The organism is Campylobacter sp. FOBRC14, assembly GCF_000287855.1.
GTDB lineage: Bacteria > Campylobacterota > Campylobacteria > Campylobacterales > Campylobacteraceae > Campylobacter_A > Campylobacter_A curvus.
The window spans coordinates 401,232-424,949 of the sequence record NZ_ALJJ01000007.1; the positions used below are offsets into that span (position 1 = coordinate 401,232).

General features: G+C 45.3%; 21 protein-coding genes and 3 pseudogenes. 18 read left to right on the forward strand and 6 right to left on the reverse strand.

Annotated features, from left to right (window positions below; all coding sequences use genetic code 11):
* The first annotated feature begins 502 nt into the window (after window positions 1-502).
* From HMPREF1139_RS02880 to HMPREF1139_RS02955, 17 genes and pseudogenes are all read left to right on the forward strand, one after another.
* Window positions 503-2,496, forward strand: a pseudogene (locus HMPREF1139_RS02880) (multiheme c-type cytochrome).
* Between the two features lie 61 nt (window positions 2,497-2,557).
* Window positions 2,558-4,570: a rhodanese-like domain-containing protein gene (locus HMPREF1139_RS02885; protein ID WP_009649431.1), complete on the forward strand. Its 2,013-nt coding sequence runs from the start codon at window positions 2,558-2,560 to the stop codon at window positions 4,568-4,570.
* Window positions 4,571-5,000: 430 nt separating this feature from the next.
* The gene (locus HMPREF1139_RS02890) at window positions 5,001-5,846 is read left to right on the forward strand and encodes a WD40 repeat domain-containing protein (RefSeq protein WP_009649604.1); all 846 of its coding nucleotides are present in this window, start codon (window positions 5,001-5,003) and stop codon (window positions 5,844-5,846) included.
* A 25-nt stretch (window positions 5,847-5,871) separates the two neighbouring features.
* On the forward strand, window positions 5,872-8,463 hold the full coding sequence (nosZ, locus tag HMPREF1139_RS02895; protein ID WP_009649435.1) for a Sec-dependent nitrous-oxide reductase: 2,592 nt from the start codon (window positions 5,872-5,874) through the stop codon (window positions 8,461-8,463).
* Between the two features lie 61 nt (window positions 8,464-8,524).
* The gene (locus HMPREF1139_RS11515) at window positions 8,525-8,677 is read left to right on the forward strand and encodes a hypothetical protein (RefSeq protein ID WP_156795010.1); all 153 of its coding nucleotides are present in this window, start codon (window positions 8,525-8,527) and stop codon (window positions 8,675-8,677) included.
* 241 nt (window positions 8,678-8,918) lie between these two features.
* Complete coding sequence (locus HMPREF1139_RS02900) at window positions 8,919-9,674, forward strand: hypothetical protein (protein ID WP_009649540.1); 756 nt, start codon at window positions 8,919-8,921, stop codon at window positions 9,672-9,674.
* 4 nt (window positions 9,675-9,678) lie between these two features.
* Window positions 9,679-10,911 carry a nitrous oxide reductase family maturation protein NosD gene (locus HMPREF1139_RS02905; RefSeq protein ID WP_009649637.1) on the forward strand — a complete coding sequence of 411 codons (1,233 nt, stop codon included), beginning with the start codon at window positions 9,679-9,681 and terminating at the stop codon, window positions 10,909-10,911.
* 1 nt (window position 10,912) lies between these two features.
* A complete protein-coding gene (locus HMPREF1139_RS02910; RefSeq protein ID WP_009649756.1) occupies window positions 10,913-11,575 on the forward strand; it encodes a 4Fe-4S dicluster domain-containing protein in 663 nt (220 codons plus the stop codon).
* Window positions 11,576-11,584: 9 nt separating this feature from the next.
* Window positions 11,585-12,127, forward strand: a complete 543-nt coding sequence (locus HMPREF1139_RS02915; protein ID WP_009649790.1) for a c-type cytochrome — start codon at window positions 11,585-11,587, stop codon at window positions 12,125-12,127.
* Complete coding sequence (locus HMPREF1139_RS02920) at window positions 12,124-12,597, forward strand: c-type cytochrome (RefSeq protein WP_009649483.1); 474 nt, start codon at window positions 12,124-12,126, stop codon at window positions 12,595-12,597. Before HMPREF1139_RS02915 ends, HMPREF1139_RS02920 begins: the two co-directional genes overlap by 4 nt.
* A gap of 2 nt (window positions 12,598-12,599) precedes the next feature.
* On the forward strand, window positions 12,600-13,502 hold the full coding sequence (locus HMPREF1139_RS02925; protein ID WP_009649649.1) for a NapH/MauN family ferredoxin-type protein: 903 nt from the start codon (window positions 12,600-12,602) through the stop codon (window positions 13,500-13,502).
* A gap of 9 nt (window positions 13,503-13,511) precedes the next feature.
* Entirely contained in the window at window positions 13,512-14,165 is a 654-nt protein-coding gene (locus HMPREF1139_RS02930; protein WP_009649881.1) for an ABC transporter ATP-binding protein, read from the forward strand.
* Window positions 14,165-14,992 carry an ABC transporter permease gene (locus HMPREF1139_RS02935; protein ID WP_009649481.1) on the forward strand — a complete coding sequence of 276 codons (828 nt, stop codon included), beginning with the start codon at window positions 14,165-14,167 and terminating at the stop codon, window positions 14,990-14,992. Before HMPREF1139_RS02930 ends, HMPREF1139_RS02935 begins: the two co-directional genes overlap by 1 nt.
* A gap of 281 nt (window positions 14,993-15,273) precedes the next feature.
* A complete protein-coding gene (locus HMPREF1139_RS02940) occupies window positions 15,274-16,248 on the forward strand; it encodes an alpha/beta hydrolase (RefSeq protein WP_009649857.1) in 975 nt (324 codons plus the stop codon).
* A 302-nt stretch (window positions 16,249-16,550) separates the two neighbouring features.
* On the forward strand, window positions 16,551-17,021 hold the full coding sequence (gene moaC / locus HMPREF1139_RS02945) for a cyclic pyranopterin monophosphate synthase MoaC (protein WP_009649827.1): 471 nt from the start codon (window positions 16,551-16,553) through the stop codon (window positions 17,019-17,021).
* Window positions 16,999-17,262, forward strand: coding sequence for an HP0495 family protein (locus HMPREF1139_RS02950; protein WP_009649628.1), 264 nt, complete (start codon window positions 16,999-17,001; stop codon window positions 17,260-17,262). The genes moaC and HMPREF1139_RS02950 overlap by 23 nt, the downstream gene beginning before the upstream one ends.
* 8 nt (window positions 17,263-17,270) lie before the next feature.
* Window positions 17,271-18,512 (forward strand): hypothetical protein, encoded by a 1,242-nt coding sequence (locus HMPREF1139_RS02955; protein ID WP_009649574.1) that lies wholly within the window; start codon window positions 17,271-17,273, stop codon window positions 18,510-18,512.
* A gap of 187 nt (window positions 18,513-18,699) precedes the next feature.
* Here the strand turns inward: HMPREF1139_RS02955 and HMPREF1139_RS11220 are convergent, their stop codons facing one another.
* Window positions 18,700-18,843 (reverse strand): hypothetical protein, encoded by a 144-nt coding sequence (locus HMPREF1139_RS11220; protein WP_232209592.1) that lies wholly within the window; start codon window positions 18,841-18,843, stop codon window positions 18,700-18,702.
* A gap of 228 nt (window positions 18,844-19,071) precedes the next feature.
* On the opposite strand from HMPREF1139_RS11220, the pseudogene HMPREF1139_RS11830 reads away from it, so the two are divergent.
* Window positions 19,072-20,346 (forward strand): annotated as a pseudogene (locus HMPREF1139_RS11830) (MFS transporter).
* Between the two features lie 58 nt (window positions 20,347-20,404).
* On the opposite strand, the pseudogene HMPREF1139_RS12080 reads toward HMPREF1139_RS11830, so the two are convergent.
* The 5 genes and pseudogenes from HMPREF1139_RS12080 to HMPREF1139_RS02980 all read right to left on the reverse strand — a co-directional run.
* Window positions 20,405-20,572 (reverse strand): annotated as a pseudogene (locus HMPREF1139_RS12080) (DUF805 domain-containing protein); the annotation flags it as partial.
* 419 nt (window positions 20,573-20,991) lie between these two features.
* Window positions 20,992-21,459, reverse strand: a complete 468-nt coding sequence (locus tag HMPREF1139_RS02965) for a hypothetical protein (RefSeq protein ID WP_009649609.1) — start codon at window positions 21,457-21,459, stop codon at window positions 20,992-20,994.
* A 1-nt stretch (window position 21,460) separates the two neighbouring features.
* Window positions 21,461-21,922, reverse strand: coding sequence for a tetratricopeptide repeat protein (locus tag HMPREF1139_RS02970; protein WP_009649746.1), 462 nt, complete (start codon window positions 21,920-21,922; stop codon window positions 21,461-21,463).
* Between the two features lie 423 nt (window positions 21,923-22,345).
* Entirely contained in the window at window positions 22,346-22,849 is a 504-nt protein-coding gene (locus HMPREF1139_RS02975) for a GNAT family N-acetyltransferase (protein WP_009649507.1), read from the reverse strand.
* 62 nt (window positions 22,850-22,911) lie between these two features.
* A complete protein-coding gene (locus tag HMPREF1139_RS02980) occupies window positions 22,912-23,718 on the reverse strand; it encodes a M48 family metallopeptidase (protein WP_009649632.1) in 807 nt (268 codons plus the stop codon).

Genomic DNA, 23,718 nt, shown 5'->3' on the forward strand with positions numbered 1-23,718 from the left:
AAGGCTTAAAATTTTGTATCATCATAAAGTTAAAAATTAAATTTATTTTTTAATATATATAAAGAATTTTTATCAATAAGCAATAATTCTTAAAAAATTTGTTTCATTTTTACACATATTTTTTTAAAATTTTAGGATTTTAAATTTAGTTATTAAAAATAATAAAATTTTTATAAATAATGTAAAATATCTGTAAATATCCCTTATTTTAGCCGTTTTATGAAATAAATTTTAAATCAATGTAAAGCTAAAGTAAAAATCAAATCACATAAAAATCGCTATATTCTTAAAATTTACTAAAAAAAATAATACTAAAAAAATCTCATTAAGAATTAGCTTATATTTAAAGTATTAAAATCGTATTAGAAAAGCATTAATAAATGATAAATGGAGGTAGGAAATCAGGTGCTTGAAGGATAAAATGGCCCAAAGGGTCTTGCGTCGGGAAATTTAGTGAGACTTTGTCTCTAGTTATAAGATAAAACGAAATCAAGGAGTTTTTATGAAACGCAGTTGGCTAAAAGATGGGGTTTTCGCCTGTATCTTCGCCCTTAGTGCTTCGTTTTTTTGTGTATCTGCTCAGGCTACCGAGAGCATGGAGAATGTATCAGACGATGCTCCAAAAACTTTTCAAAACGATGGAGTAAAGCCAAGGACACTTGAAGACATAGTGCATGGGGATGCGGACTTTTGGGACTATCTCAAGAAAAATCACCCGATTTTCAAATTTGAAAAAGAGGGACGTTTGATCGGAAAATACTCGCTTTCTGATCGTCAAAGTGAGTTTGTAAATTTCGGTGGCGGTAAAAAATATGCCGAGAAAGTTGGACATCCTACCTCTATCACATACCGCTTATCTATGGAGTCTTTTTTGGACTTTCCTAATAAATTCGTAGGCCCTGAAAAATGCGGCGAGTGCCACCCGGCTCAATACGCTCAGTGGGAGCGCTCACGTCACGCTAAGACCATAAGATGGCCTGAGGAGCTCAGCGAAGTAAACGGCGATCCAAAACAAGGCATGTACGGTACTAAAACGCCGATCCTAACGACTGGCATCAGGCCTGATGATACTTACGGCATCATCGGAACACCAAGGACGAAATATGGCTTTGTCGATAAATGGCTCGTTCGCGGCACTTATCACGTTATAGACGGCACACTTGACGATCCTAACTCAAAAATCGTAGCCGGCGGAAATCAGTTCTCCGTGAACTGGACAAAAACATCACCCCGGAAGTCGCTAAAAAGATAAAAGAAATTTCGCCCAATTTCCCTACCGAAATGAAAGATTTTGGCGGAAACGGCTCGCATATGTGGGGTATGAACTCTTACGGCTCGACATATCAAAACAAGATGCTTTTCCAGCCGGCCAGTGCATACTGCGAGGTCTGCCACTCGTTTAAATTCGACTTTAAAACCAAAGGTGAATTTTTTGCGGCATTGGGAAACGCCAAAGAGCTTAGAAAACACACCGTCGCAAGAGGAATTTCATGCGAAGAGTGCCACGGAGCGGGTGCTCACCTATACGGAGCAAGAGGCGCTGGTATGCCTAGTAACTGCGAGCGCTGTCACCAAAGATTTGCATATCATGAAGACGATGCAAAGATCAATCCTAGCAAGCCTTTCAACTCGTTCTTTAAATCAAGCTGCCCTGCTTGCGGAACCGAGGGCTCTCAGCTTTACAACTCCAAACATTATGATAAAGGGCTAAGGTGCGCTACTTGCCACGATCCGCATGAGATCACTAAAAACGACTGGAGAGACAACTACACCCTAACAGGTCTTAAGAAAACATGCCAAGACTGTCACCAAGAGCAAACGGATATGTTTAAATACGGCGGACCTCACGCGAAGGATAATTGCACGGGCTGCCACATGCCGGCTATGATGAGCTGCGAGAATTTCGCCGCCATACAAGACCCGGATAAAGCCGGATACGACAATACCAGAACTTCGCATATCTGGAAAATTTTAGTCGATAAGGATAAAAAATCAATCAACCCTCCTGAAGGACAGCCGCGCGATCCTAGGACTACTAAGGGCTGGAGGCTCGCTCGCGAGGACGGACGCTTCTTTGTGGATTTGATGTGGAGCTGCGGCAGGACTGCGTTTGAGGATCCAAATTTAGTAAAACCGGGCGCGAGCGGATGCCATAGCGCTATCCAATCCACACTGCCAAAAGAGCTTCATTACACCGATCAAGCTACGATCTATGACGCTGTGATGCAGTGGCAAATGCCTGTAAAAGACGGATACGCAAAAGTTGAGATCGCCTTAAGAAAGATCGATCGCTTGATGGCTGATGACAACAAGCTTTCTACCGAGCAAAAGTCTAAAATTTTGAGCCTTGCAAAACAAGCTCAAGATAATCTAGACATCTTGAAAAAAGACGGCTCATGGGGTGTTCACGGACCAAAATATGCTAAAAAGCTAGTCGATGAGGCTCTTGTTTATACTACGTATGCCCAAGAGATAGCTGAAGGCAAAAGCAAATAGGCACAAAATTTAGAGGGGTTCGTCCCCTCGATTTTTAAAAACAATAAAGGAGAAAACGGCTATGTTAAAATTTGCCAAGTTTTTATTTATTGCTTTGATGATTTGCCCTGCCTTTGCGTCGATGCCTGCTGATGTAAATTTAGGTATAGACGGGCTCAAGCCTATAAGTCTTAACGAAGCTGAAAATTTAAAAGCTAAAAACGCCTATTTTTTAGATACGAATACGCCGGTTGAATTTAAGCTTAGGCATATCGACGGTGCGATGAACGTAGATGCGAACAACACCGCTTCGATGCTACCTGAAGACAAAGACGCCAACATCGTCATATACGGGTTAAATTCCTCTTCAAGAGAGCCAAACGATGTAGCCTTGGTCGCAAAACAAAAGGGTTATAAAAATTTATATTTTATGACAAACGGCATCGAAGGTTGGGTGATCGCAGGCAAGAAAACCGTCTCATCGCAAAAGACAGACAAACTCACAAACAAAGAGGTAACCAACTTCCACGACGGGGTACACGGCAGACTTAGGTTCGCTAGCGTGCCAAGCTGCCGCGACTGCCACGACTCGCCTAAAATTTTATATGCGAGCAAGGCCGAACGCGAGGAGCTTTTTAAGGACAAAGAATTTGTAAATGACAACTGTAAAAGCTGTCACAAAGACGTAAAGGCTGATTTTGAGGAGAGCGTGCATTCACCACTCGTGACAAAGGAGCTAAAAGATGGCAGGAAGCTGCCAAACTGCACCGATTGTCACGGTATCCACATCGTCGATAAAAGCGGCGTAGCGAAAAATTTAAAGCAAGTCAGCGAAAGCAACTGCGGCAGCTGTCACGAAAAAGAGCAAAGCCTTTATCATCAGACTTTCCACGGCAAAGCGCTTTTACTAAACAAACCGGGCGATGCCGTAAGGGTAGCGGCGTGTTTTGACTGTCACGGCACTCACAACGTGATGAGCCTTGATAATCCAAAATCTACGATAAATCCTAAAAACCGCGTAAAAACCTGTGGCGAGTGTCACCCGAACTCAAATCTAAATTTCACTGGCTTCATCGCACACGCAGATCATACCGATAGTGAAAATTTCCCGCTTCTACACTCTGCGTATGTGTTTATGACAGGGCTTGTGATAACGGTGTTCGTGTTCTTTGGTCTTCACACTCTGCTTTGGTCTATCAAGCTCATAAAAACAAGGCTCGAGCGACCTTTGGAGTGGAAAAAGGCGCGAGAGGCGGCTCACAACGATGTGGTGACGATAAAGAGATTTAGTGCATTCCACATAATCCAGCACTTCTTTATGGCCGCATCGTTCTTGGGGCTTGCATTCTCGGGCTTGCCACAGAAATTTTACGACGCACCTTGGGCGCAAAGCATGATGGATATGATGGGCGGACCGATAATGGCGACAAAGATCCACCATATCTCGGCCATCATAATGTTTGCGGTGTTCTTTAGCCATATCTTTGAGATCATCATCGTTCAAAGTAAAAAGGGCTCAGGATTTTTCAAGCGATTATTCGACGCTGACTCGCTCATGCCAAGATGGCAGGACTTTGCCGATATGAAGGCGCATTTCTTGTGGTTTATCGGCAAGGGCGAGAGGCCGCAGTTTGACAGATGGACCTACTGGGAGAAATTTGACTATCTAGCCGTCTTTTGGGGTATGTTCATCATCGGATTTAGCGGGCTTGTGTTGTGGTTTCCTAACTGGTTTGCAAATTTCTTACCGGGCTGGATGATAAATCTAAGCACGCTGGTGCACTCGGACGAGGCGCTACTGGCGACCGGATTTATATTTGCGATCCACTTTTTCAACACTCACTTCAGAGCCGATCGCTTCCCGATGGATATGGTCATCTTTAGCGGGACATTGTCAGAGCAAGAGATCAAGCAAGAGCGTGTCAAATGGTATGAACGCCTTGCAAAAAGCGGTATGCTCGAGAAGCTTTATCATAAAAACGAGAGCTTTGGCTCGTATAAGCTTATCGCCAAGATCGCCGGATTTGCGATGCTTATCACTGGCATGATCTTCCTCTTTATGATGATATACGCTTATATCGCAAGCTTATCTTAATAAATTTAGCTCCCCTTTGCGGGGGGCTAAATTTCAAATCCTACCTAGTGCGGTGTATTTATAAAATTTTAAGAAAAATAATTTTTTTACGATGATTTTACGCATCGGTCGCTTTACGATTTTATAAAAAATTAATAGTAAAAATTTATATTTGCTTAATATCTCTTTGTGAATTTTGATATCACGCGTCAAAGAGTTTAAATTTTATGCCAAAGATCGGCATCGAAATTTCGCTTTGAAATATCGATTAAATTTTGTCATTTTTTTATCACGAAAATTCTTAAAAAATTTATTAATGATTTAAATTTATATAGCTAAACGCCTAAAAGCGCCATTTGATGAGGTTTATGTATTAATATTTATTTAAGAGTATAACGGGTATAGTTTTTTAAGAGTTCTTGAAAAATGGTAATGAAAACGGGCGTGTGTTATGAAAATTTTTCTTTTCTTAAGTTTGCTTTTTACTATTGTTTTTGCTCGCGTCCAAGGCTGTGATTACGACGCTAAGCTCGCTCAAGTAGCGCTTTTAGACGACGGCTTGGTTAAAATTTTAAACATTGACACACAAAAGATCATAAAAAATATCCGTTCAAAAGACAAGATCACCTGCCTAGCCTATGACAAAGCGGCCCTTTATGTCGGGCTTAGCAGCGGCGAAGTGATAAAATTTGACCCCGTTTTGGGGCAAAGATCGATATTTTCTCTAGCCGACACTAAGGCTCGGGGCGAAATTTCGCTCATGAAAATCCTAAACGATAAAATTTACGCCCTCATCGGGCAAAATACGCTGATCGTTTATGATATGAGCTCCAAAAAGCTCATCAAGAAAAATTTTCCTCAAATTTATAGAATTTCAGTCCTACTCCCGCTGGATAGCGAGCTTGTGACGACTAGCTACGACGGCACGGTTTATAGCCTATATCCTCAAAATTTAGAGGCTACCAGGCTCTTAGACCTTGGCTTCGTGCCTACTAGCGCCTGTATCTTAAAGGGCTCGCAAGATGTGGTATTCGGGCTTTTTGACGGTGAGGTGGTGAGCTTAAAAAGCGGACTTCGCGCAAAGGTGGCCGAAACTAAAATTTGCGCATTAGCCTGTTTGGATAGTGAAATTTACGCTGGCGGAGGTGACGGTAAAATTTATAAACTAGATAGAAATTTTAAAATTTTAAGCGTCCAAAAGGTTCATACGGACGAGCTTAGAGGGATTTTTACGGATAAAGATTTTATCTTGAGCGTCGCTTTTGACGGCGATGTGAAATACAAAAAAGCAGACTGAAAACATTTTAATAAAAGGAGAGCAAATGCAAAAGTTTTTAAACTCTTGTATCGCGGGTATCGCGCTGCTTGGGTTGTCTTTTAGCGCGGCGTGTAGCGCAAGTGATCTTGAACAGGTCATGAAAGAGCGCGGACTCAGCGAGAAAGACGTCCTGGCAGCCGCCAAAACCTATCAGCCAAGCGGACGAAAGGACGAATTCATCGTATTTTCATCCGGCGGTCAATCAGGCCAGATACTAGTTTACGGCGTTCCGTCGATGAGAATTTACAAATACATCGGCGTTTTCACGCCTGAGCCTTGGCAAGGATACGGCTATGACGACGAGTCGAAGGCAGTGCTAAAACAAGGCGCTATCAGGGGCAAAGAGATAACCTGGGGCGATACGCACCACCCGAATTTCACCGAGAAAAACGGCGAATACGTGGGCGATTATCTTTTCATCAACGATAAGGCCAACCCTCGTATAGCCGTCGTAAATTTACATGATTTCGAGACCACTCAGATCGTCGTAAATCCGATAATGAAAAGCGAGCACGGCGGTAGCTTCATCACTCCAAACAGCGAATACGTCATCGAAGCCAGCCAATACGCAGCTCCGCTTGATAACAACTACCACTCCATAGACGACTACGAGGCGGTTTATCGCGGTGCGATCACGTTTTGGAAATTCGACTATCCAAAGGGCAAGATAGACGAAAAGGCCTCTTTCTCGCTTGAGCTGCCTCCATACTGGCAAGATCTAAGCGACGCTGGTAAGGGAGAGAGCTTTGGCTGGGCTTTCACAAACTCGATAAATACCGAGATGTATACAGGCGGTATCGAAAAGGGCTTGCCTCCGTTTGAGGCGGGTGCTAGTAGGAACGATACCGACTTCATGCACGTTTATAACTGGCAAATTTTAGAAAAGCTAGCTAAGGACAAGAAAAACTATATGGAGATAAACGGCCATAGAGTCATCACCATTAAGGCTGCCGTCGATGCGGGAGCGCTATTTTTGATACCTGAGTCAAAAAGCCCTCACGGTATAGACGTGACGCCTGATGGCAGATACATCATAATCGGCGGAAAACTCGATACTCACGCTTCCGTTTATGACTTTAGAAAGATAAAAGAGCTCATAGATAAAAAGGATTTTGCCGGTACTGACCCGTATGGCATCCCTATCCTCGATATGAAAAAAGCCCTTCACGGACAGGTAGAACTAGGCCTTGGACCACTGCACAACTCTTTTGACTCTAAAGACGGCATAGTCTATACTTCGCTTTATGTCGACTCTCAGATCATAAAATGGGACTATAAAAATTTAAAGGTGCTTGATAAGGTAAATGTGCATTATAACATCGGACACCTTGACACTATGGAGGGCAAGTCCTCTAAACCGGTAGGCAAATACGCCATAGCGCTGGATAAGCTTTCTATCGATCGCTTCAATCCGGTAGGACCTCTTCATCCGCAAAATCACCAGCTCATCGACATAAGCGGTGCTAAGATGGATCTAATCTACGATATGCCTATACCTCTTGGAGAGCCTCACGATGTCGTCTCTATCGCAGCTTCCAAGCTAAGTCCGGCGCTTACTTACAACATGGGAACAAACTCAAGAACAGGCAAGCCAAGCCCTTATGTCACCCTTGCCGGTCAAGAGAGGATCGAGCGAAACGGCAAAAATGTGACCGTGTTTGCAACGATGATAAGAAGCCATATCAACCCTGAGCATATCGAGGTAAATAAGGGAGATAACGTTACTATCCACCTTACAAACTTAGAGCGCGCTCAAGACGAGACTCACGGCTTTGGTATAGATCTATACAATATCCACGCATCGCTTGAGCCGGGCAAAACGGCAAGCGTGAATTTCGTAGCCGATATGGAAGGCATCTTCCCTTACTACTGCACGGAATTTTGCTCTGCGCTTCACCTTGAGATGATGGGATATTTGCTCGTTAAAGATCCGAATAAAAAATACGAATCCGCAAAAGGCAACAAGCTAAAAGCTCTAAGCCCTGAGGCTTTAAAAGCCGAGTATGACAAGGTCATCGCGACAAACAAAGCTACTGACGCGGTAATACAAGAGGTCGTAGCGTATCTCAAAGAAAAACATTTTGAAAAATATCCGAAGGTGAAAGAGCAAGTCGAGGACGCACTGGATCAATACAGCAAGATAGCCGAAGTCAAGAAAAAAGCTGATGAGGCCTATAAAAAAGGCGACGTAAACGGTGCGATCCTTTGGGAGTATCAAGTATGGCAATACATGGTAAAAACCGCCGATGTGGGTCTAAGGGCTAAAAACAATCTCGCAAAAGCTATCGCGACTCCTATGAGTGCGGGCGCTGCAAAGGGCGAGGAAGCCTATCTAAAAGGCGGATGCAACGGCTGCCATGTCATCGGTCAAGTAAGCTCTGGCCCTGATCTAACGGGTGTGCTTTTACGACACGAGAACGGCGAGAAATGGGTGGCTGATTTCATAAAAGATCCTGCGAAATTTTATGAGGACGACTATGTTAAAGCGATGATAAATTACTTTAACCTAAGGATGCCAAATCAGCACATGAGCGACGAGGAGATAAAGCATATCATCGAATACCTAAAATGGATCGATGAGAACGCCGGTCTTTAAAATTTGGGCGGGATTCCCGCCCTTTAAATTTTGAAATTTGACTTGAAATTTTGAGCGTTTTATGGTAGCGACATCGCTCGCTGATTTTTTCTGGTTCGACTTTGCCTCGCAGCTTTTCAAGACGCTTTACGCTATGCGTTTGCAGCGAGACTTCGCTACAAACAAAGGAAGCTGCAGGGCCAACAGCGAAAATCGCGGCATGCTTATCAAATAAAATAGGCTCTGTTACAATATTTCATTGATTTTTAACTTCCAAGAGCGAAGTCAAACCTTGTGAAGCGACGCTATCGCCGCCGATTTACAGGGAAGCGGCAGCTGACCGCGTAAATCGTACTATATGTTCGGCGTCTTGCGGAGCGAACATGGTTTGCGAAGCAAGTGTCAATGATTTATTATAACAGAGCCATAAAATACTAAGCATAAAAAGTAAAATTTTAAAATTTAAAGGAGAAATCATGAACAAGTATAAAATTTACACCCTTATAGCGCTTGTCATCATGACCGTGTGCTTTACTATACCGGTGCTTGGATTTTACGGAGCGAAGGCAAAGATCGAAAATGGCGACACTTTGCCCGCATGGACATATAAAATTTACGATGTTTATACGTCCTTTCAGTACAAAAACCACCTCCTGCCAAAGGACGTGGCATCAAGCCTGGAAAAGATGATCGAGCAAAAGGCCGAGATAGGCACGCCGTCTTTTCCTATCTGGTATGTCTCGCTTGAAGCGCCAAACTATCCAAAGGCAGCCTTTCCTGACGGTATCCCTGTTTATTTTCACGTAGACGGATACAGCGGGGACGTGCATGAGATGAATACGATAAACCACTACATCGGTATGTATCCGATGGAATACGGCGGCAATGTCGAGCGAGCTATAGCACCTTATTATCTGCTTATTTGCACGCTTTGTATGCTGGCATTTTTGTATTATGACGGTAAATTCAACTCCCTTTTGATGATACCTCCTATCATCGCACCGCTACTTTTCATGGGTGCTTTTACGGGCTGGCTCTACTGGTACGGACACAACATGCAAGAGTGGGGCGCGTTTAAGATCAAGCCTTTCATGCCGACGGTCCTTGGCGACGGTAGCGTCGCGCATTTTACGACGCACTCTTACCCGGCTATCGGTTTTTGGGTCATGATAATCATGAGCGCGCTTTGCCTGCTTGCGATGTTTTCAAAGAAAAAAGAGCTGAAAGGCTGAATTTATGAAAATTTTACTCCTTGTGTCGCTCGTGCTCAAATTTGCTGTGGCAAATGCCTTACAAGAAGCGATCGACAACGCCCAAGCTGGCGACACGATAAAGCTTGGCAGCGGAATTTACGAGGGGAATATCGTCATAAATAAGCCTCTAAGCATCATCGGTGAGGATAAAAGCGTCGTGATAAAGGGCGAGGGCAGATCGAGCGTGATAAAGATCATCGCCTCTGACGTGAGACTGGAAAATTTAAAGATAAGAGGCAGCGGAGATAGTCTGAGCGATCTTGACGCCGGTATAAGCTGCGACGGGGCAAATAACGTGACTATCAAAGCAAACGAGCTTACGGACGTGCTTTTTGGCGTTGAGCTCAAGCAGTGCAACGCCTCTAAGATCGTAGAGAATAACATCACCTCAAAGGCCGTCGCGATGCCTCTTAGAGGCGATGCGATCAGGCTTTGGTATAGTCATGAAAACTTGATCGAGTCTAACTATGTCCACGATAGCCGCGATATGGTCGCGTGGTATGCGAGTCTAAACACCTTTAGGAAAAACCACGGCGTGCGCGGTCGCTACTCGATACACTTCATGTATGCAAACAAAAATTTGGTGGAATTTAACACCTTTGAGGGCAACGCGGTAGGTATGTTTTTTATGTATTCGCAAGGCTCGCTCGTTCAAAATAACTTGGTCATAAATTCAGACGGCGCTTTTGGCATCGGCATCGGGCTAAAGGACAGTTCGGCCTTTACTATAAAAAACAACACTCTCATCTACAACGCGCGCGGACTGCTTTTAGACGCCTCTCCGTTTCAGCCAAATATGCCAAACGTCTTTGAAAACAACCAAATTTTACACAACACCATCGGCATACAGTTTCACGCCACCCAAGAGCCAAGCGTCTTTAAGGACAACGACTTCATCGGCAATATGCAAATCGCCTCAAACGATACACCCGGCTCAAAGATGTATCTAAACCAGTGGCGAGGCAACTATTTTGACGAATACGAGAGCTTTGACATCGACAAAGACGGCTTTGGCGATACGCCGTTTTTGCACTTTATATATGCCGATCAGTTGTGGCAGTATCATCCGAATTTGCAGTTTTTTTACGGCTCTAGCATATTCAGCGTGCTAAATTTCCTCGCCAAACTAGCGCCGTTTTCAGAGCCAGTGAAGCTACTACAAGATGATAAGCCGCGTATGAAGCCTGTAAACGAGCAAAATTTGGCTAGGGGCTAGCGTGGATAGGCGAAATTTCATCATTGCCGGTGCTGCAGCGATAGCCTGCGGATATGGCGTAGGTATCGCCCTACCAAAGACGAGAGCTGATGAGCTTTATCTAAGGCCGCCCGGAGCTGTTAAAAATTTCGAGTCGCTTTGCATAAAATGCGGCCAGTGCGTGCAGGTGTGCCCCTACCACAGCATCGATCTGCTAGACATCGCACAGGGCTACTCAAACGGCACGTCTTACATAGACGCGAACAAAAGAGGCTGCTATCTGTGCGATCTCTTCCCTTGCGTATTGGCCTGTCCTAGCGGTGCATTAAGCCACGATACGAAGGTCATCGGCGATGTGAAAATGGGCGTGGCGATCTTGGTGGACGCCAACGCCTGTTTGGCTTTTAAGGGTGAGAGCGTCGATGAGAGCGGAGTTAAAAATTTACTGGATAGGAAAATTTATAACGACAGGGAGCAGGCGGTAAAGGATAGCATAAAGGCCAAAATAGGCTCTATCTGCGATCTTTGTGCGAGCTTGTGTCCGGTCGGAGAGAGCGCTATAATCATGCAAGGAAATTTGCCTCTCATCAAGCAAGACTGCGTCGGATGCGGCGTTTGCGCTGAGGTCTGTCCGCCACAGGTCATAAAAATAGCGCCAAATAAAACCTATGATGAAATTTACTAAGGAGAGATGATGAGATATATTTTTTATATTTTTGCCTTTATGCTTCTTTTTAGTGGCTGTAACGATAAAGGCAAAGACGATAAAAACCAGACCGCCTCGGCGTCTGCGCAGACTGCCGGCGTCATAAAGGTCGAAAGATCAAGCGCTAGCGCCCAGCCAAGCCGATCTGACTTCGTTCATTACGATATTGACGGAGAAAAAAAGGTGAAATTTGGCCTTGAGGACAATAACGTAAGCAGGCAGATCGGTGCTTTAGCGATGGTGAAAAGCCCGCTTGAGAGCATAAACGCAAAGCTCGTGCGCGGCAGGCTCAGTAAGGATTTTATCGTCAAATGCTCCTCTTGCCACGATGATTACGCAAACGGCATCATCGGCCCATCGCTACTAAATAAAAGCGGCGATGAAATTTACGATATGATAATCGCTTATAAAAATAAAGAAAAAGCCAACGTACTTATGCGAGATCTGGTAAATTCTATGGACGAGAGCGAGGTCAGAGCCCTTGCGAAAGATATAAGCGACTTTAACGCGCAGTTTAGGAGTAAAAAATGAATATAGGAAAGATCGTAACTATATTGATCGCCATAGGCGTCTGTGCGCTGATGGTGATGATGCTGATGTTTCAGACACCAAGTAAAAAAGGCGGCGAAGCAAAAGCGCAAAGCGCTTCTCAAAACAATGCCACGCAGGTTTCAAACCAAGCTCAAAGCACGACTATCGAAAATTTCGCCTCCAGCGAGGAGCTACAAAAGATAAAAGAGCTCGCGGGAAGCGTTCAAAACAAAGCCGCAGAGGGAACCAGCAAGCTATATCTGACCTCGTGTGCGCCTTGTCACGGGGCTGACGGTAGGGGCGTGATGGCGCCAAATATCGCCGGCATGGATAAAGAACAGCTCATCAAAAAGCTGCAAGACTATAAGGCGGGCAAGGTCGAGAATTCGCTGATGAAAGGGCTTCTCGCAAACACCAGCGACGCTGACATAGCCTTGCTTGCGGATGAAATTTCAAAATTTAAAAAGTAGCCATGAACAAATACACCACCCGCGCGACAGTGAGGCAGATCGGCTTTTTCGATACATTGATCAGCACCGATAAAAACGGCAAAAAACGCCCCAGCATTAGGGCTTGGCGCATAGGAGTCATCGTTTTGGTGCATCTTTTGTTCGTGCTGTCGTATCGAGCCGATATCCAAATTTTAGAGGGCGATATCAGCGGCTCGCGGATATTTGGCTTTCACTTGACGGATGTTTTCATGAGTGCGCAGGTGTTTTTATCCACGCATGAGATGCACGTAAATCTCATTATCGGATCGCTCAGCATACTGGCTTTTTACGTGATAGTGGGCGGTAGAGCGTTTTGCAGCTGGATATGCCCCTATTCTCTCATAGGCGAGATAGGCGAGAAATGGCATGAGAATTTGCGCGCCAAAAAGCTCATAAAAGAGCGAAATTTCGATACCAAATGGCGCTACGTCTTTACGCTGTTTTTTTTGGCTCTAAGTCTTGCTAGTGCGCAGCTCGTGTTTGAAATTTTCAATGTCGTGGGTATATTTTCGCGTTTCATCATCTACGGCTACGCGCATGCGATCTGGTTTGTCGTAGCCGTCTTATCGGTCGAAATTTTCTTTTCGCGCCGCGCGTGGTGTCGCTACGTTTGCCCGATAGGCGCGACCTACTCGCTGCTGGCTAAGCCAAACGCGATGAAGGTGAGCTGGGATAAAAACAGATGCGATCATTGCCTGGTCTGCATAGACGTCTGCCTCGTGCCTCACGTGCTTGAGATGACAAAGACCAAGGCAAAAGATAGCAGCGAGCAAAAAGAGACGTTTCGTATCGCAGGGGCTGATTGCACGCTTTGCGGACGCTGCATAGACGTATGTCATCAAGACGCGCTGAAATTTGACAACGGGTTTAAAAAGCTGATATAAGGGAAAATTTTGATAAATCTAAAAAATATAACGAAGAGCTTTGGCTCGCAAAAAATTTTAGACGATGTGAGCCTTGATGTAGCACGCGGCGAGAAGCTGGCTATCCTGGGGCAAAACGGTGCCGGCAAAAGCTCGCTCATGCGTATCGTTTTGGGTGAGTTTTTACCCACTAGCGGTAGCGTCAGCATAAACGGCTTTGATCCGCTAAAGAACCGAAAAGAGGCGCTCTCTCTCATATCTTTCGTGCCTCAGACGCCGCCTCCGCTTAAATTTAGCCTCGCTGAGCTTTGCGAATTCGTTTGTAAAAGCTCGAACGTGAGCTTTGATGAGATAGCGAAATTTTGCGGCGAGCTTGACTTTTCACTGGAGCAAAATTTAGGCAAGCCCTTTTACAAGCTCTCGGGCGGCATGAAGCAAAAGATGCTCATAGCCGTGGCGTTTGCTAAAAATACCGAAATTTTGATGTTTGACGAGCCGACGGCAAATCTCGACGTGGAGGCTAGGGGCGCTTTTAAAATTTTGCTAAAAAGGCTCGCCGAGGCTAAAACGATGGTCTTCATCTCGCACCGTATAGACGAGATAGACGATATCTTGCAACGATACGTGCTGATGGATCTTGGCAAGATAGTAAAAGATGAAATTTTAAAAGGCAAGGGCGCGTGATGAAAAATCTACTTTTGATAGCAAAGCTCGATATAAAGGAGTCGTTTCGCTCCAAGTGGTTCATGCTTTATCTGGGGCTATTCTCGGCGCTGATGCTAGGCTTTTTGTTTAGCGGAGTGACTGATTCTAGGGTGCTTGGCTTTTCGGGACTTACGAGGGCGCTTTTGTTGTTCATTCAAATTTGCGTCGTCATCGTGCCTATTTTCATACTCATTTCCACCGTCAGGAGCATAAATTCCGATCGCGATACGAATTTACTCGAATACGTCCTCAGCTTTCCTATCAGCTTAGCGGAATTTTACTTTGGCAAGGCCCTCGGACGAGCGTTTGTCGTGTTCGTGCCGCTTCTTGTCGCTTTTATCTTATGCGTGGCGGTTGGTATTTTTAAAGCAGTCGCGATACCTTGGGATGTTTTGAGCCTTTATCTGGGGTTGCTTTTTAGCCTCAGCATCGTGTTTTTATCGCTTGGATTTTTGATCTCTAGCCTCATAAAAAACCAAGAAACTGGGCAGGGCGTGGCATTTTTACTGTGGCTTATAATGCTTGCATTTTTAGATCTTGCGCTGATTGGCTTTTTGATGAGGAGTTCAGTTGATGAAAGGGTTATTTATTTTATCGCTTTGATAAATCCTATCGAGCTTTTTAGGATAGCAGCCATCTGCCTTTTTGATCCAAACCTCGCTGTCATCGGTGCGGCATCGTATTTCATACTGGCGAAATTCAGCCCCGCAGCGTTCATCGCTTACAGCATACTTTATCCGCTGATCTTGGGCGCTCTTTGCCTTACGGGCGGGTATTTCGTCTTTAAAGAAAAAGATTTGGTGTGAAATTTCGATTTTATATTTCATTAAATAAGAATTGGCTTTAAATTTAGAACAAAGCTGTATCATTTCGTTGTCCAACAAGAAAAACCTCCTTTTTGTAGCAACCCCCTTTCCCCCAAGGGGGTTTGTTTTAGTCTCCTACATTTTTGCTTATATATGTAAAATCTCGGTAACACTTCTTTGATCTATGCTCTAAATTCAGCTAAAACATAAAGTAAGATGAGTAAAATTTATAAACACTTTGTCAAAGAAGGACAAAATTTTAACATACGAAAGGATCGAAGATGGAATTTTATATGAAAGCCGCCGTTTTGTGCGGTATATTGGCATCGTTTTGCTCGCTTGAGGCTAAAAATTTAGAGACTGCACACACCAAAACGATAGATGTCGCCGTCAAAAGAGTCGAGCTTGAGATGATATCCGACCTCGTCTACGCCCAGCCGCCTATTTATGGCTATAAAAACAAGGCGCTTGAGATGGATATCATAAAACCAGTCTCCGATCAGCCCTTGCCGACCGTGCTTTTCGTGCCTGGAGGCGGCTTCATATCATCGAACAAGACTAAATTTTTTCAGCCTCGCGTAGATATCGCGCAAGCCGGATACGCAGTCGCCAGTATCGAATACCGCGTCGCTCCCGAAGTCACATTTCCGCAGCCTCTCATCGATGTCAAGTCTGCGGTCAGATTTTTACGCGCAAATGCCAAGAGATTTGGCATAGACCCGGACAAGATCGCCATAATGGGAAACTCTGCGGGCGGCTATCTCTCTGCGATAACAGGCGTTACAAACGGACTGAAAGAATTTGACGTAGGTGAAAATTTAGGCTTTAGTAGCGATGTCAAGGCCGTTATCGATATTTTCGGGCTATCTGATCTTAATAAAGTCGGTCAAGGATATGCCGAGGAGCTTGAAAACGAGCACTACTCGCCCTCAGCCCCGGAGGCGCTTTGGCTAAACGGTATGGCGACGAATTCTCGCACGAGCGGCAGTGTGCTAGACTATCCCGATCGCGCTGCAAAGGCAAATCCGATAAATTATATCTCGAGCAAAACACCGCCATTTTTGATAATGGTCGGTGACGCCGATACGCGCGTATCGCCGATAGAGTCTAAGCTGATGCATGAAGCGCTGCTAAAAGCTGACGCTAAAAGCGAGCTCATAATCGTAAAAGGCGCCGAACATGGCGGAATTTATTGGGCGCAAAGGCAAATTTCAGACATTTTGATCAAATTTTTAGATGAAAATTTGAAAAAATAAAGGCCAACGGACAAAATTTAGACGTAAAATTTGAGTCCATATCTCATGGTCTGACAGGCGGTCTAAAAGCACGTTATCTAGGTGGTTTGACGTGCATGGCTCAAGATCTTAAATGATAACGGATTTTAAAATTTATTAACTAAGGGTTGAGTTAAAATTTAGAGCCAAATAGTATGATTTCGTTGTCCGACAAGAAAACCTCCTTTTTGTAGCAAATTAAAGCCCCTTATCCCCCTGAGGGGCTTTTGCTTTATCCTCGCTTTTAAATTTCTTTGTTATAATCCTCGGATAAAGGAAATTTTATGCTTACACATATAGATGAAAAAAACCGCCCCAAAATGGTCGATGTCAGCCCCAAAGAGCCTACGAAGCGCGTAGCGAAGGCAAGTGGCGTTATAAAAATGAGTAAAGAAGCCTTTGAAGCCGTGAAGCAAAATACCGGTAAAAAGGGCCCGGTGCTACAAACCGCCGTAGTCGCAGCCATAATGGGTGCGAAAAAGACGAGCGAGCTCATACCGATGTGCCATCCTTTGGCGATATTAGGGGTCGATTGCGATATCGAGGAGTTGGCTGAAATTTGCGCTTTCAAGCTTTACGTGAGCGTAAAGATAGAGGGCAAGACTGGCGTCGAGATGGAGGCGCTGACGGGCGTGAGCGTGGGGTTGCTTACTATTTATGACATGATAAAGGCCATAGATAAGAGCATGCAGATAACTGATATAGCGCTTGAGAGCAAGAGCGGAGGCAAAAGTGGCGAATATTTGCGATCTTAATGGCAAACCTGACATAAAATACCCGATCTTTTGGGAGTATAAAGTGATCTTTGACGCGAGCGAGGATGCAAACGCCAAAATTTCACAGATAGTAAAAGATCGCGAGCACAAGGTGAAATTCTCTAAATTCAGCAAAGACGAAAAATACGCTAGCTACGATGTGAGCGTGCTTGTTTTTAGCGAAGAGGAGAGGCTCGAGATATTTTCGGCACTAAAGCATAGCGCAAAATACGTTTTATAGGAGCAAAAATGAGCGACGAGAAGCTAAAGAAAAATTTGCAAAACTACAAGGACAGCGATGGCCTCCTTATAAGCATGAAAGCGCTTGCCGGCGACTTTTTCAAGGAGCTAAAGGATACGAGCGAGAACGAGCTAAAAGAGGCGCTAGAGGCCAAGATGAACGCGATGTATGAAAATTTCAGCGAGCAAAATTTGATCAGCGCCAAGAACCTAAAAAACGCGATGGAGGGGATAAGCCAAGCCCTAGTCAGCGACAAGGAAGAGGAGCTTTACGAGCTTATAGATAAAAAAGACGAGCTCGCACGCGCGATAGAAAGCAAACGCGAGGAGATAAAGCGCAGGCTCAAAATTTCGTTCGAGGCGGCTGAAAATGTGATAAGCGGCAAAGAATTTAGCGAAAAAAATGAAATTTTAGAGCTTTTAAATAACGCGATAATCCGCGAGACCAGGATGCTCGGGATCTTGAAAGAAAGCGCTATGAACGCGTTTTTAACGACTATCGAGCGAGGCGAAGATGTGGGTGATACGGCCCTGGCGATAGCAAAAAACATGACCTACGTGGGCATTATCGGCGGGGAATTTAGCAAAGAGCGCATACTGGAGATATCAAAAGCGATCGTCACGGCTGCGTGCGAGGTGGCGAATGAGGGGCATATATTTGCCAAAGAGCTCGTAGACGGCGCGGTAAATGGCAGCAAAGAGGGCATATCTCGAGCGATAGAGCGTTTGAGAGAAAATTCTAAATTTGCCCCTAACGAGCTAAAGCTAAACAGCGAGCTTATTAGCCTAAAAAATATCGATCAAGGATTTATCTCTATGCTAAGGGAGCTTGAGCCCAAGCTGGAGGGCGTAGCCAAAAACGAGATAGAAAAGCTTTTAAATACCGAGCTGGATACGAATTTCGCTAAGCTTAGGCGCATAAGCGATCAAGCCAGCGAGCAGATACTAGCTCGCATCGAGGAGCTAAAGGCAAATTCCAGTATGCTTGAGCTGATGAACGCAGCGAACGATAAAATAGGCGCACTAAAGCAAGAGATAAACGAGCGAAGCAAGAAACTCAAGCTAAATTTCGACGCTGGCGAGAAGCTAGAGGGCATCAAGCAAGACATCGCCGAGCTCGAGAAAAAGGCGAGCGAAAAGCTAGAAGACATCAAACAGCTCAATATCAAGATCGAAGCTAAAAAATTTGGCGATAGAGCGTATAAGGCCGCTAAAGACTTTTTAGCCGGGATAAAGAAAGAAAAGGAGTAGGCTTTGTTGCAGTAAAGATTGATACTCGCTTCGCTTGCGTAGTTGTAAACGAAGTGAAACATCTTGAAAAGCTACGAGATGAAGTCGAAGCAAAAAAACGGTGGCGATAGCGCCACATCATAAATTCAACTACACTCAAACGTTTAAATTTATGGAATCATATTTGCAGTGATCTTAAACGGGAAATTTAACTAGCCCGTTCGATTATTTTTAGCGTTTTTAAGCTATCTTTTATCGTCACACCCTCTTGCTCGCCGCCATTTAGTAGCTGGACAAAGCTCTCAAGCTCGCTCGTTAGCGCGTCGGTGCGCTTTACAAAGCAGTTTTGCACGCGGCAAGAGTTCGCGTCAAATTTTGCTCCCGGTAAAATTTAAAATTTGTTTTAATTATAGTGATAATAAAATTTATGACTAATTGATATGATTTAATAGGGCTTTCAAATTCGTAGTAATATAATTTCAAATATACTTCACTATTAGGAGCACACATGTTTTCATTTCTGGCTTCTAAGCCCGGCACTCCTGTCCCGCAAGAAGAAATTTTATAGCGCTACAATGTCATGCGCTGGCAAGCCCTCTTTGGAATTTTTATCGGTTACGCAGCGTATTATATCTTACGTAACAATTTCCTTTTAAGCTCGCCCGAGCTTCAAAGCAATTTCGGTTTTTCCAAGACCGATATCGGCTGGGTTTCTGGTACGATGCTGGTAGTTTACGGCGTCAATAAGGGCGTGATGAGCGCACTGGCGGATAAAGCAAATCCTAAATATTTTATGGCGTTTGGTCTTTTGATGTCGGCGGCGGTTAACGTTATGATGGGTTTTACGACTGCGTTTTGGATATTTTTCGGACTTTGCATGCTAAACGGAATTTTTCAGGGCATGGGTGTAGGTCCTGCGTATGTGATCCTTGCCTCATGGTTTTCTCGTAAGAACCGCGGCATAATCACCGCTACGTTTAACATTTCGCACAACGTCGGCGGCGGTCTCATCGCTCCTATCGCCGGCGGTGCGGTCGCATGATTAGGTCAGGAGCACTGGCAAGCGGCGCACTTCATGATCCCCGCGGCGATCGCTTCCATAGTTGCGGCGATCGTGGTGATCTTTGGTAGGGGCAGGACATACAACGAGGGTCTGCCGCCTACGGGCCAAATTCTAGGCACTCAAAAAGAAGAGCTAGTAGAAACCAAAACCGAGGAGACAAAGCTTAGCTCGTGGGAAATTTTTAGAGATTATATTTTGAAGGACAAAAACGTTTGGTTCGTCTCGTTCATAGACGTTTTTACTTATATGATAAGATTTGGCGTGCTTACGTGGCTACCGCTGTATCTACTCCAAGAAAAAGGCTTTAGCAAATCCGACATGCGTATCGCTTTTGCGATGTTCGAGTGGGCGGCGATCCCTACGACGTTATTTGTGGGAATTCTTACCGACACGCTGTTTAAAGGGCGCCGTATGCCTCTGGCGATGCTCGCGCTAACGGGCGTTTTCGCCTCTTTATTTTTATACTGGGGCGGACAGACTTTGACTGCCGTGACGATAGGCGCGGCTATCATCGGATGCCTCATCTACGTGCCGATGTTTTTAAGCTCTCTTCAAACCATCGAGCTAGTTCCGTCGTTCGCTGCAGGGTCTGCTACGGGGCTTAGAGGGCTTTTGAGTTACGTACTGGGTAGCTACTCGGGCACGGCGCTAATAGGCTACACGGCGGATAAGTTGGGCTGGGATTACGGATTTTATCTAATCATGTTTGCCGTAGTGATGTGCATATTTTGTTGCTTCATGACTCACCTTGGCGTGCTGGAGATCGAACGAAAGAAATCTGCGAAAGTGTAAATTCCGCGCGAAAGAATTCTAATCCGCGCCGCAAGATGCGAATTGGAATTTTACGAAGCTATAGAGGCTCCGGATCGAAGTCGTTCGAACCTTTGGTGCCCTCTTGAATGTAAAATATAAGTAGTGCGATCCAGCCTACGATAGGAACAAAACACAAAAACCAAAACCAACCGCTCCTGTTTCTGTCATGCAGACGTCTAACTGAAATCCCGATAGAAGGTAAAAAAACGGCTAGAGAAGCTGTGCGTCACATCTAAAATTCAATAGGCGCGCTTATCAAAGCAGGCTCGTTAAAATCGCACGTCGATAGCCGAAAATAGCAGCACGTTGCTAATCAAAGGAGGGTCAGGGGAGCGGTTACGCCCGGTTTCTTGTGCCGATCCTATAAATCGGCGGCAAGAGCGTCGCTTGCAGGATTTTTACAGGGATGCTGTTCGCATTCTCCTACTTTAAAAATTAAAAATCAATCTTTACTGGCAAAATTCCGTAACGGAGAATGGGCACTTTTATTCTGCGCGGTGCTTGTGACGATGATAGCGAGCAAAATTCTACAACTAAGAGTCAGCCCAGGGCGAACTTTGAAAATTAAAAATCAATACTTTACTAGCGTAAAGCCTAAATCACAAGCGGGAGCAGTCTTGGTCGCTACTGCGGCTTCCCGTCGCCAAATTTCGCTCTTATGTCGGCTCCGCAATCCTCTTTTGGATGCCAGCCCTCTCGCTTCATCCGCGCTAAATTTTCACACCCTTCATTCGAGCCGTTTTGACAAAGCTCGTCGTAAATCACCAGGCTACGGCATTGACCGCTTGCGAAATGCTCCAGCGCGGCGGCGTTTTGTAGGCAGGCTCTGATCTTTTCTATGCCGCTTGCCAGCTCGCATGCCTTTGCGAAAAAGCCCTGCGCCTTTAGGCGGTTTCGCACCACGCCCTCTTTGCCAAACTCGTATCTCATCGCTACTTCGTAGCACGCCGCTGCATCGTTTGCATCGCATTTGCGCGTTATGGCGCCAGTTTTAGCGGATGAGAATTTAAAATCTCCTAGCTGCGGCTCGCCCTGCGCGAAAGCAAAACTTAAAGCGCACGCCAAAATCGGCGCAAATTTTAAAATTTTCATCTCACTCCTTAGGCAACAGATCCAGCACCGCGCAGGCACGCTTGTTGTGCATCTTGCAGGCTTTATTTAACGCCTCGCCCGACAGCTCGAAGCTTTGCGGCGTGCCGCTTCCTTGCAGGTATTTGACTGAGAGCTCGTAGCACGCCTCGCTACTTCCGCCGTCGCATTGGGCTTTGAAAAGCTCGAAGGAGAGGATCGCGTCCTTTTCTACGCCAAGACCCCGCCCCAGCATATCGGCGTAGAAAAAGCACGCCAGCTTGTCGCCGCCGTCGCAACCGCCCTTTAGATCGCCGACTATGCGCGAGCATGCGCCCTCGTCGCTTTTGACTATGCAGCCCTCCAAGTCCGCGCGCGATACGCGGCTTAAATCGGCGCTTGAATTTGCCGTCATTTTAGCGTCCTTTGTGCCGGCACCTAGCGCCAAAGTCGCGCAAATAGCGATTAAAACCAGTGATTTTTTCATGATTTTCCTTCTTGAAATTTGATGTTATTTTAATGAGAAACGCTGAATTTAAAAGAAAATCACTTATTTTTTATTCGGTCAAAATTTGAGCGAGCGAGCGCAGTGAAAATCGTAGTCAGCTGTCGCTTTCCTGCACTACTCAAGCATTGTTCGTATTTTTCTACAAGCAAGATGGCGGAATATTATAAATGACTCTGTTATAATAAATCATTGATACTTGCTTCGCAAACCCTGTTCGCTCCGCAAAGCGCCGAACATATAGCACGATTTACGCGGTCAGCTACCGCTTCCCTGTAAATCGGCGGCGATAGCGTCGCTTCACAAGATTTGACTTCGCTTTTAAAGTTAAAAATCAATGAAATATTGAAACGGAGCCTTGTAAATTATATAAAATAATGCTTTATCAAAACACAGCCGAAATTTTCAAATCTCAGTAGCGTCTTCTAGGCTTTTGCCAAGTATCGAGACGTCCTTTATATCCCCGCCTAGATCGCAGACTTCAGGCAGTTTGCCCCATTCTTTGAAGCCAAAATTTTTAAATAGCCCCAAGCTCGCCTCGTTGTCCGCAAAGATCACGGCGATGACGTTTTTTATACCAAAATTTGGAGCTATGTCCAATACGTAAGCTAAAGTCTTTTTACCAACGCCCTTGCCGCGAGCCGATTTACGCACGTAGATGCTGACCTCTGCGGTGATGTGATAAGCCTCGCGCGGATAATAATCACCCAAAGCGCACCAGGCTGAAATTTCGCCGCGATCGTCCTTTAAAACGTATATCGGGCGATTTGGCTTATGTGCATGAAACCACCATTCGCGGCTTTGCACGCTCACGGGCTTTGTGTCTGCGCTCGCGTTTTTGTCCAGGATTGCTTCGTTATAGATGTTTGTGATGCCTTCTATGTCTTGTATCGTGGCTCTAACTATCAAATTTCTCCTCCCTAGCTTGTGGTTCAGGCTCTGTTCTTTCGTGTCGATCAGCTCACTTAAATTTAGCTTTTCACTGCCGCTTGATATAGGGGCTCCAGCTTTTTGGCTATCTCTTTTAGATCCTTTATGCGGCTCTCGTTTGAGGGGTGAGTGCTCAAAATTTCAGGTACTTTGCCACCTGAAATTTTAGTCATCTTCTCCCAGACCTTTACCGCTTCGTTAGGATCGTATCCTGCGCGCGCCATCAGCTCGGTGCCGATATGATCGGCCTCCGTCTCGTGCGAGCGCGAGAAAGGCAGGCTGATGGTGTATTCGCTGGCTAAATTTAGAGCCTGAGCGCCCGCATCGCCAAGGCCGGCAGCTGCCGCAACAGCGAAGATACCGATATTTTTTATCTGATCTGTGCTGGCTTGCTCGCGGCTGTGCTCGCGCAGTGCATGCGCCATCTCATGCCCCATCACGGCGGCCAGCTGAGCGTCCGTTAGATCCAGCCTTTTGATGATACCGCTATAAACTACGATGCGACCACCCGGCATGCACCACGCATTTATCGTATCTTCGTTTATGACATTGACCTGCCAGTTCCATTTTAGCGCGTCTTTTCTAAAGACACCGGTCTGAGCGATGAGGCGCTTTGCTATGTTTTGTACGCGTTTAGTGAGGATAGGATCGATATTTAGCTCGCCTTTTGATCTAGCACTTCTTAGCGTCTGTGTATATGCCTGCGCGGCGCTTTGATCCATGGTCTCAGACGATACTAAAAGTAGCTGCCTGCGGTCGGCCCCTACTAAGCCTGCTTGCGTAGAGCTCGTGAAGCAGCCCGTCAAAAGCACTGCGAGCGCGGCAAATGTGAGTAAAATTTTTCTCAT

Coding starts and splice junctions, on each gene's coding strand:
- HMPREF1139_RS02885 (WP_009649431.1), top strand. CDS start 2,558: ATGTTAAAATTTGCCAAGTTTTTATTTATTGCTTTGATGATTTGCCCT.
- HMPREF1139_RS02890 (WP_009649604.1), top strand. CDS start 5,001: ATGAAAATTTTTCTTTTCTTAAGTTTGCTTTTTACTATTGTTTTTGCT.
- nosZ (WP_009649435.1), top strand. CDS start 5,872: ATGCAAAAGTTTTTAAACTCTTGTATCGCGGGTATCGCGCTGCTTGGG.
- HMPREF1139_RS11515 (WP_156795010.1), top strand. CDS start 8,525: ATGGTAGCGACATCGCTCGCTGATTTTTTCTGGTTCGACTTTGCCTCG.
- HMPREF1139_RS02900 (WP_009649540.1), top strand. CDS start 8,919: ATGAACAAGTATAAAATTTACACCCTTATAGCGCTTGTCATCATGACC.
- HMPREF1139_RS02905 (WP_009649637.1), top strand. CDS start 9,679: ATGAAAATTTTACTCCTTGTGTCGCTCGTGCTCAAATTTGCTGTGGCA.
- HMPREF1139_RS02915 (WP_009649790.1), top strand. CDS start 11,585: ATGAGATATATTTTTTATATTTTTGCCTTTATGCTTCTTTTTAGTGGC.
- HMPREF1139_RS02920 (WP_009649483.1), top strand. CDS start 12,124: ATGAATATAGGAAAGATCGTAACTATATTGATCGCCATAGGCGTCTGT.
- HMPREF1139_RS02925 (WP_009649649.1), top strand. CDS start 12,600: ATGAACAAATACACCACCCGCGCGACAGTGAGGCAGATCGGCTTTTTC.
- HMPREF1139_RS02935 (WP_009649481.1), top strand. CDS start 14,165: ATGAAAAATCTACTTTTGATAGCAAAGCTCGATATAAAGGAGTCGTTT.
- HMPREF1139_RS02940 (WP_009649857.1), top strand. CDS start 15,274: ATGGAATTTTATATGAAAGCCGCCGTTTTGTGCGGTATATTGGCATCG.
- moaC (WP_009649827.1), top strand. CDS start 16,551: ATGCTTACACATATAGATGAAAAAAACCGCCCCAAAATGGTCGATGTC.
- HMPREF1139_RS02955 (WP_009649574.1), top strand. CDS start 17,271: ATGAGCGACGAGAAGCTAAAGAAAAATTTGCAAAACTACAAGGACAGC.
- HMPREF1139_RS02965 (WP_009649609.1), bottom strand. CDS start 21,459: ATGAAAATTTTAAAATTTGCGCCGATTTTGGCGTGCGCTTTAAGTTTT.
- HMPREF1139_RS02970 (WP_009649746.1), bottom strand. CDS start 21,922: ATGAAAAAATCACTGGTTTTAATCGCTATTTGCGCGACTTTGGCGCTA.
- HMPREF1139_RS02980 (WP_009649632.1), bottom strand. CDS start 23,718: ATGAGAAAAATTTTACTCACATTTGCCGCGCTCGCAGTGCTTTTGACG.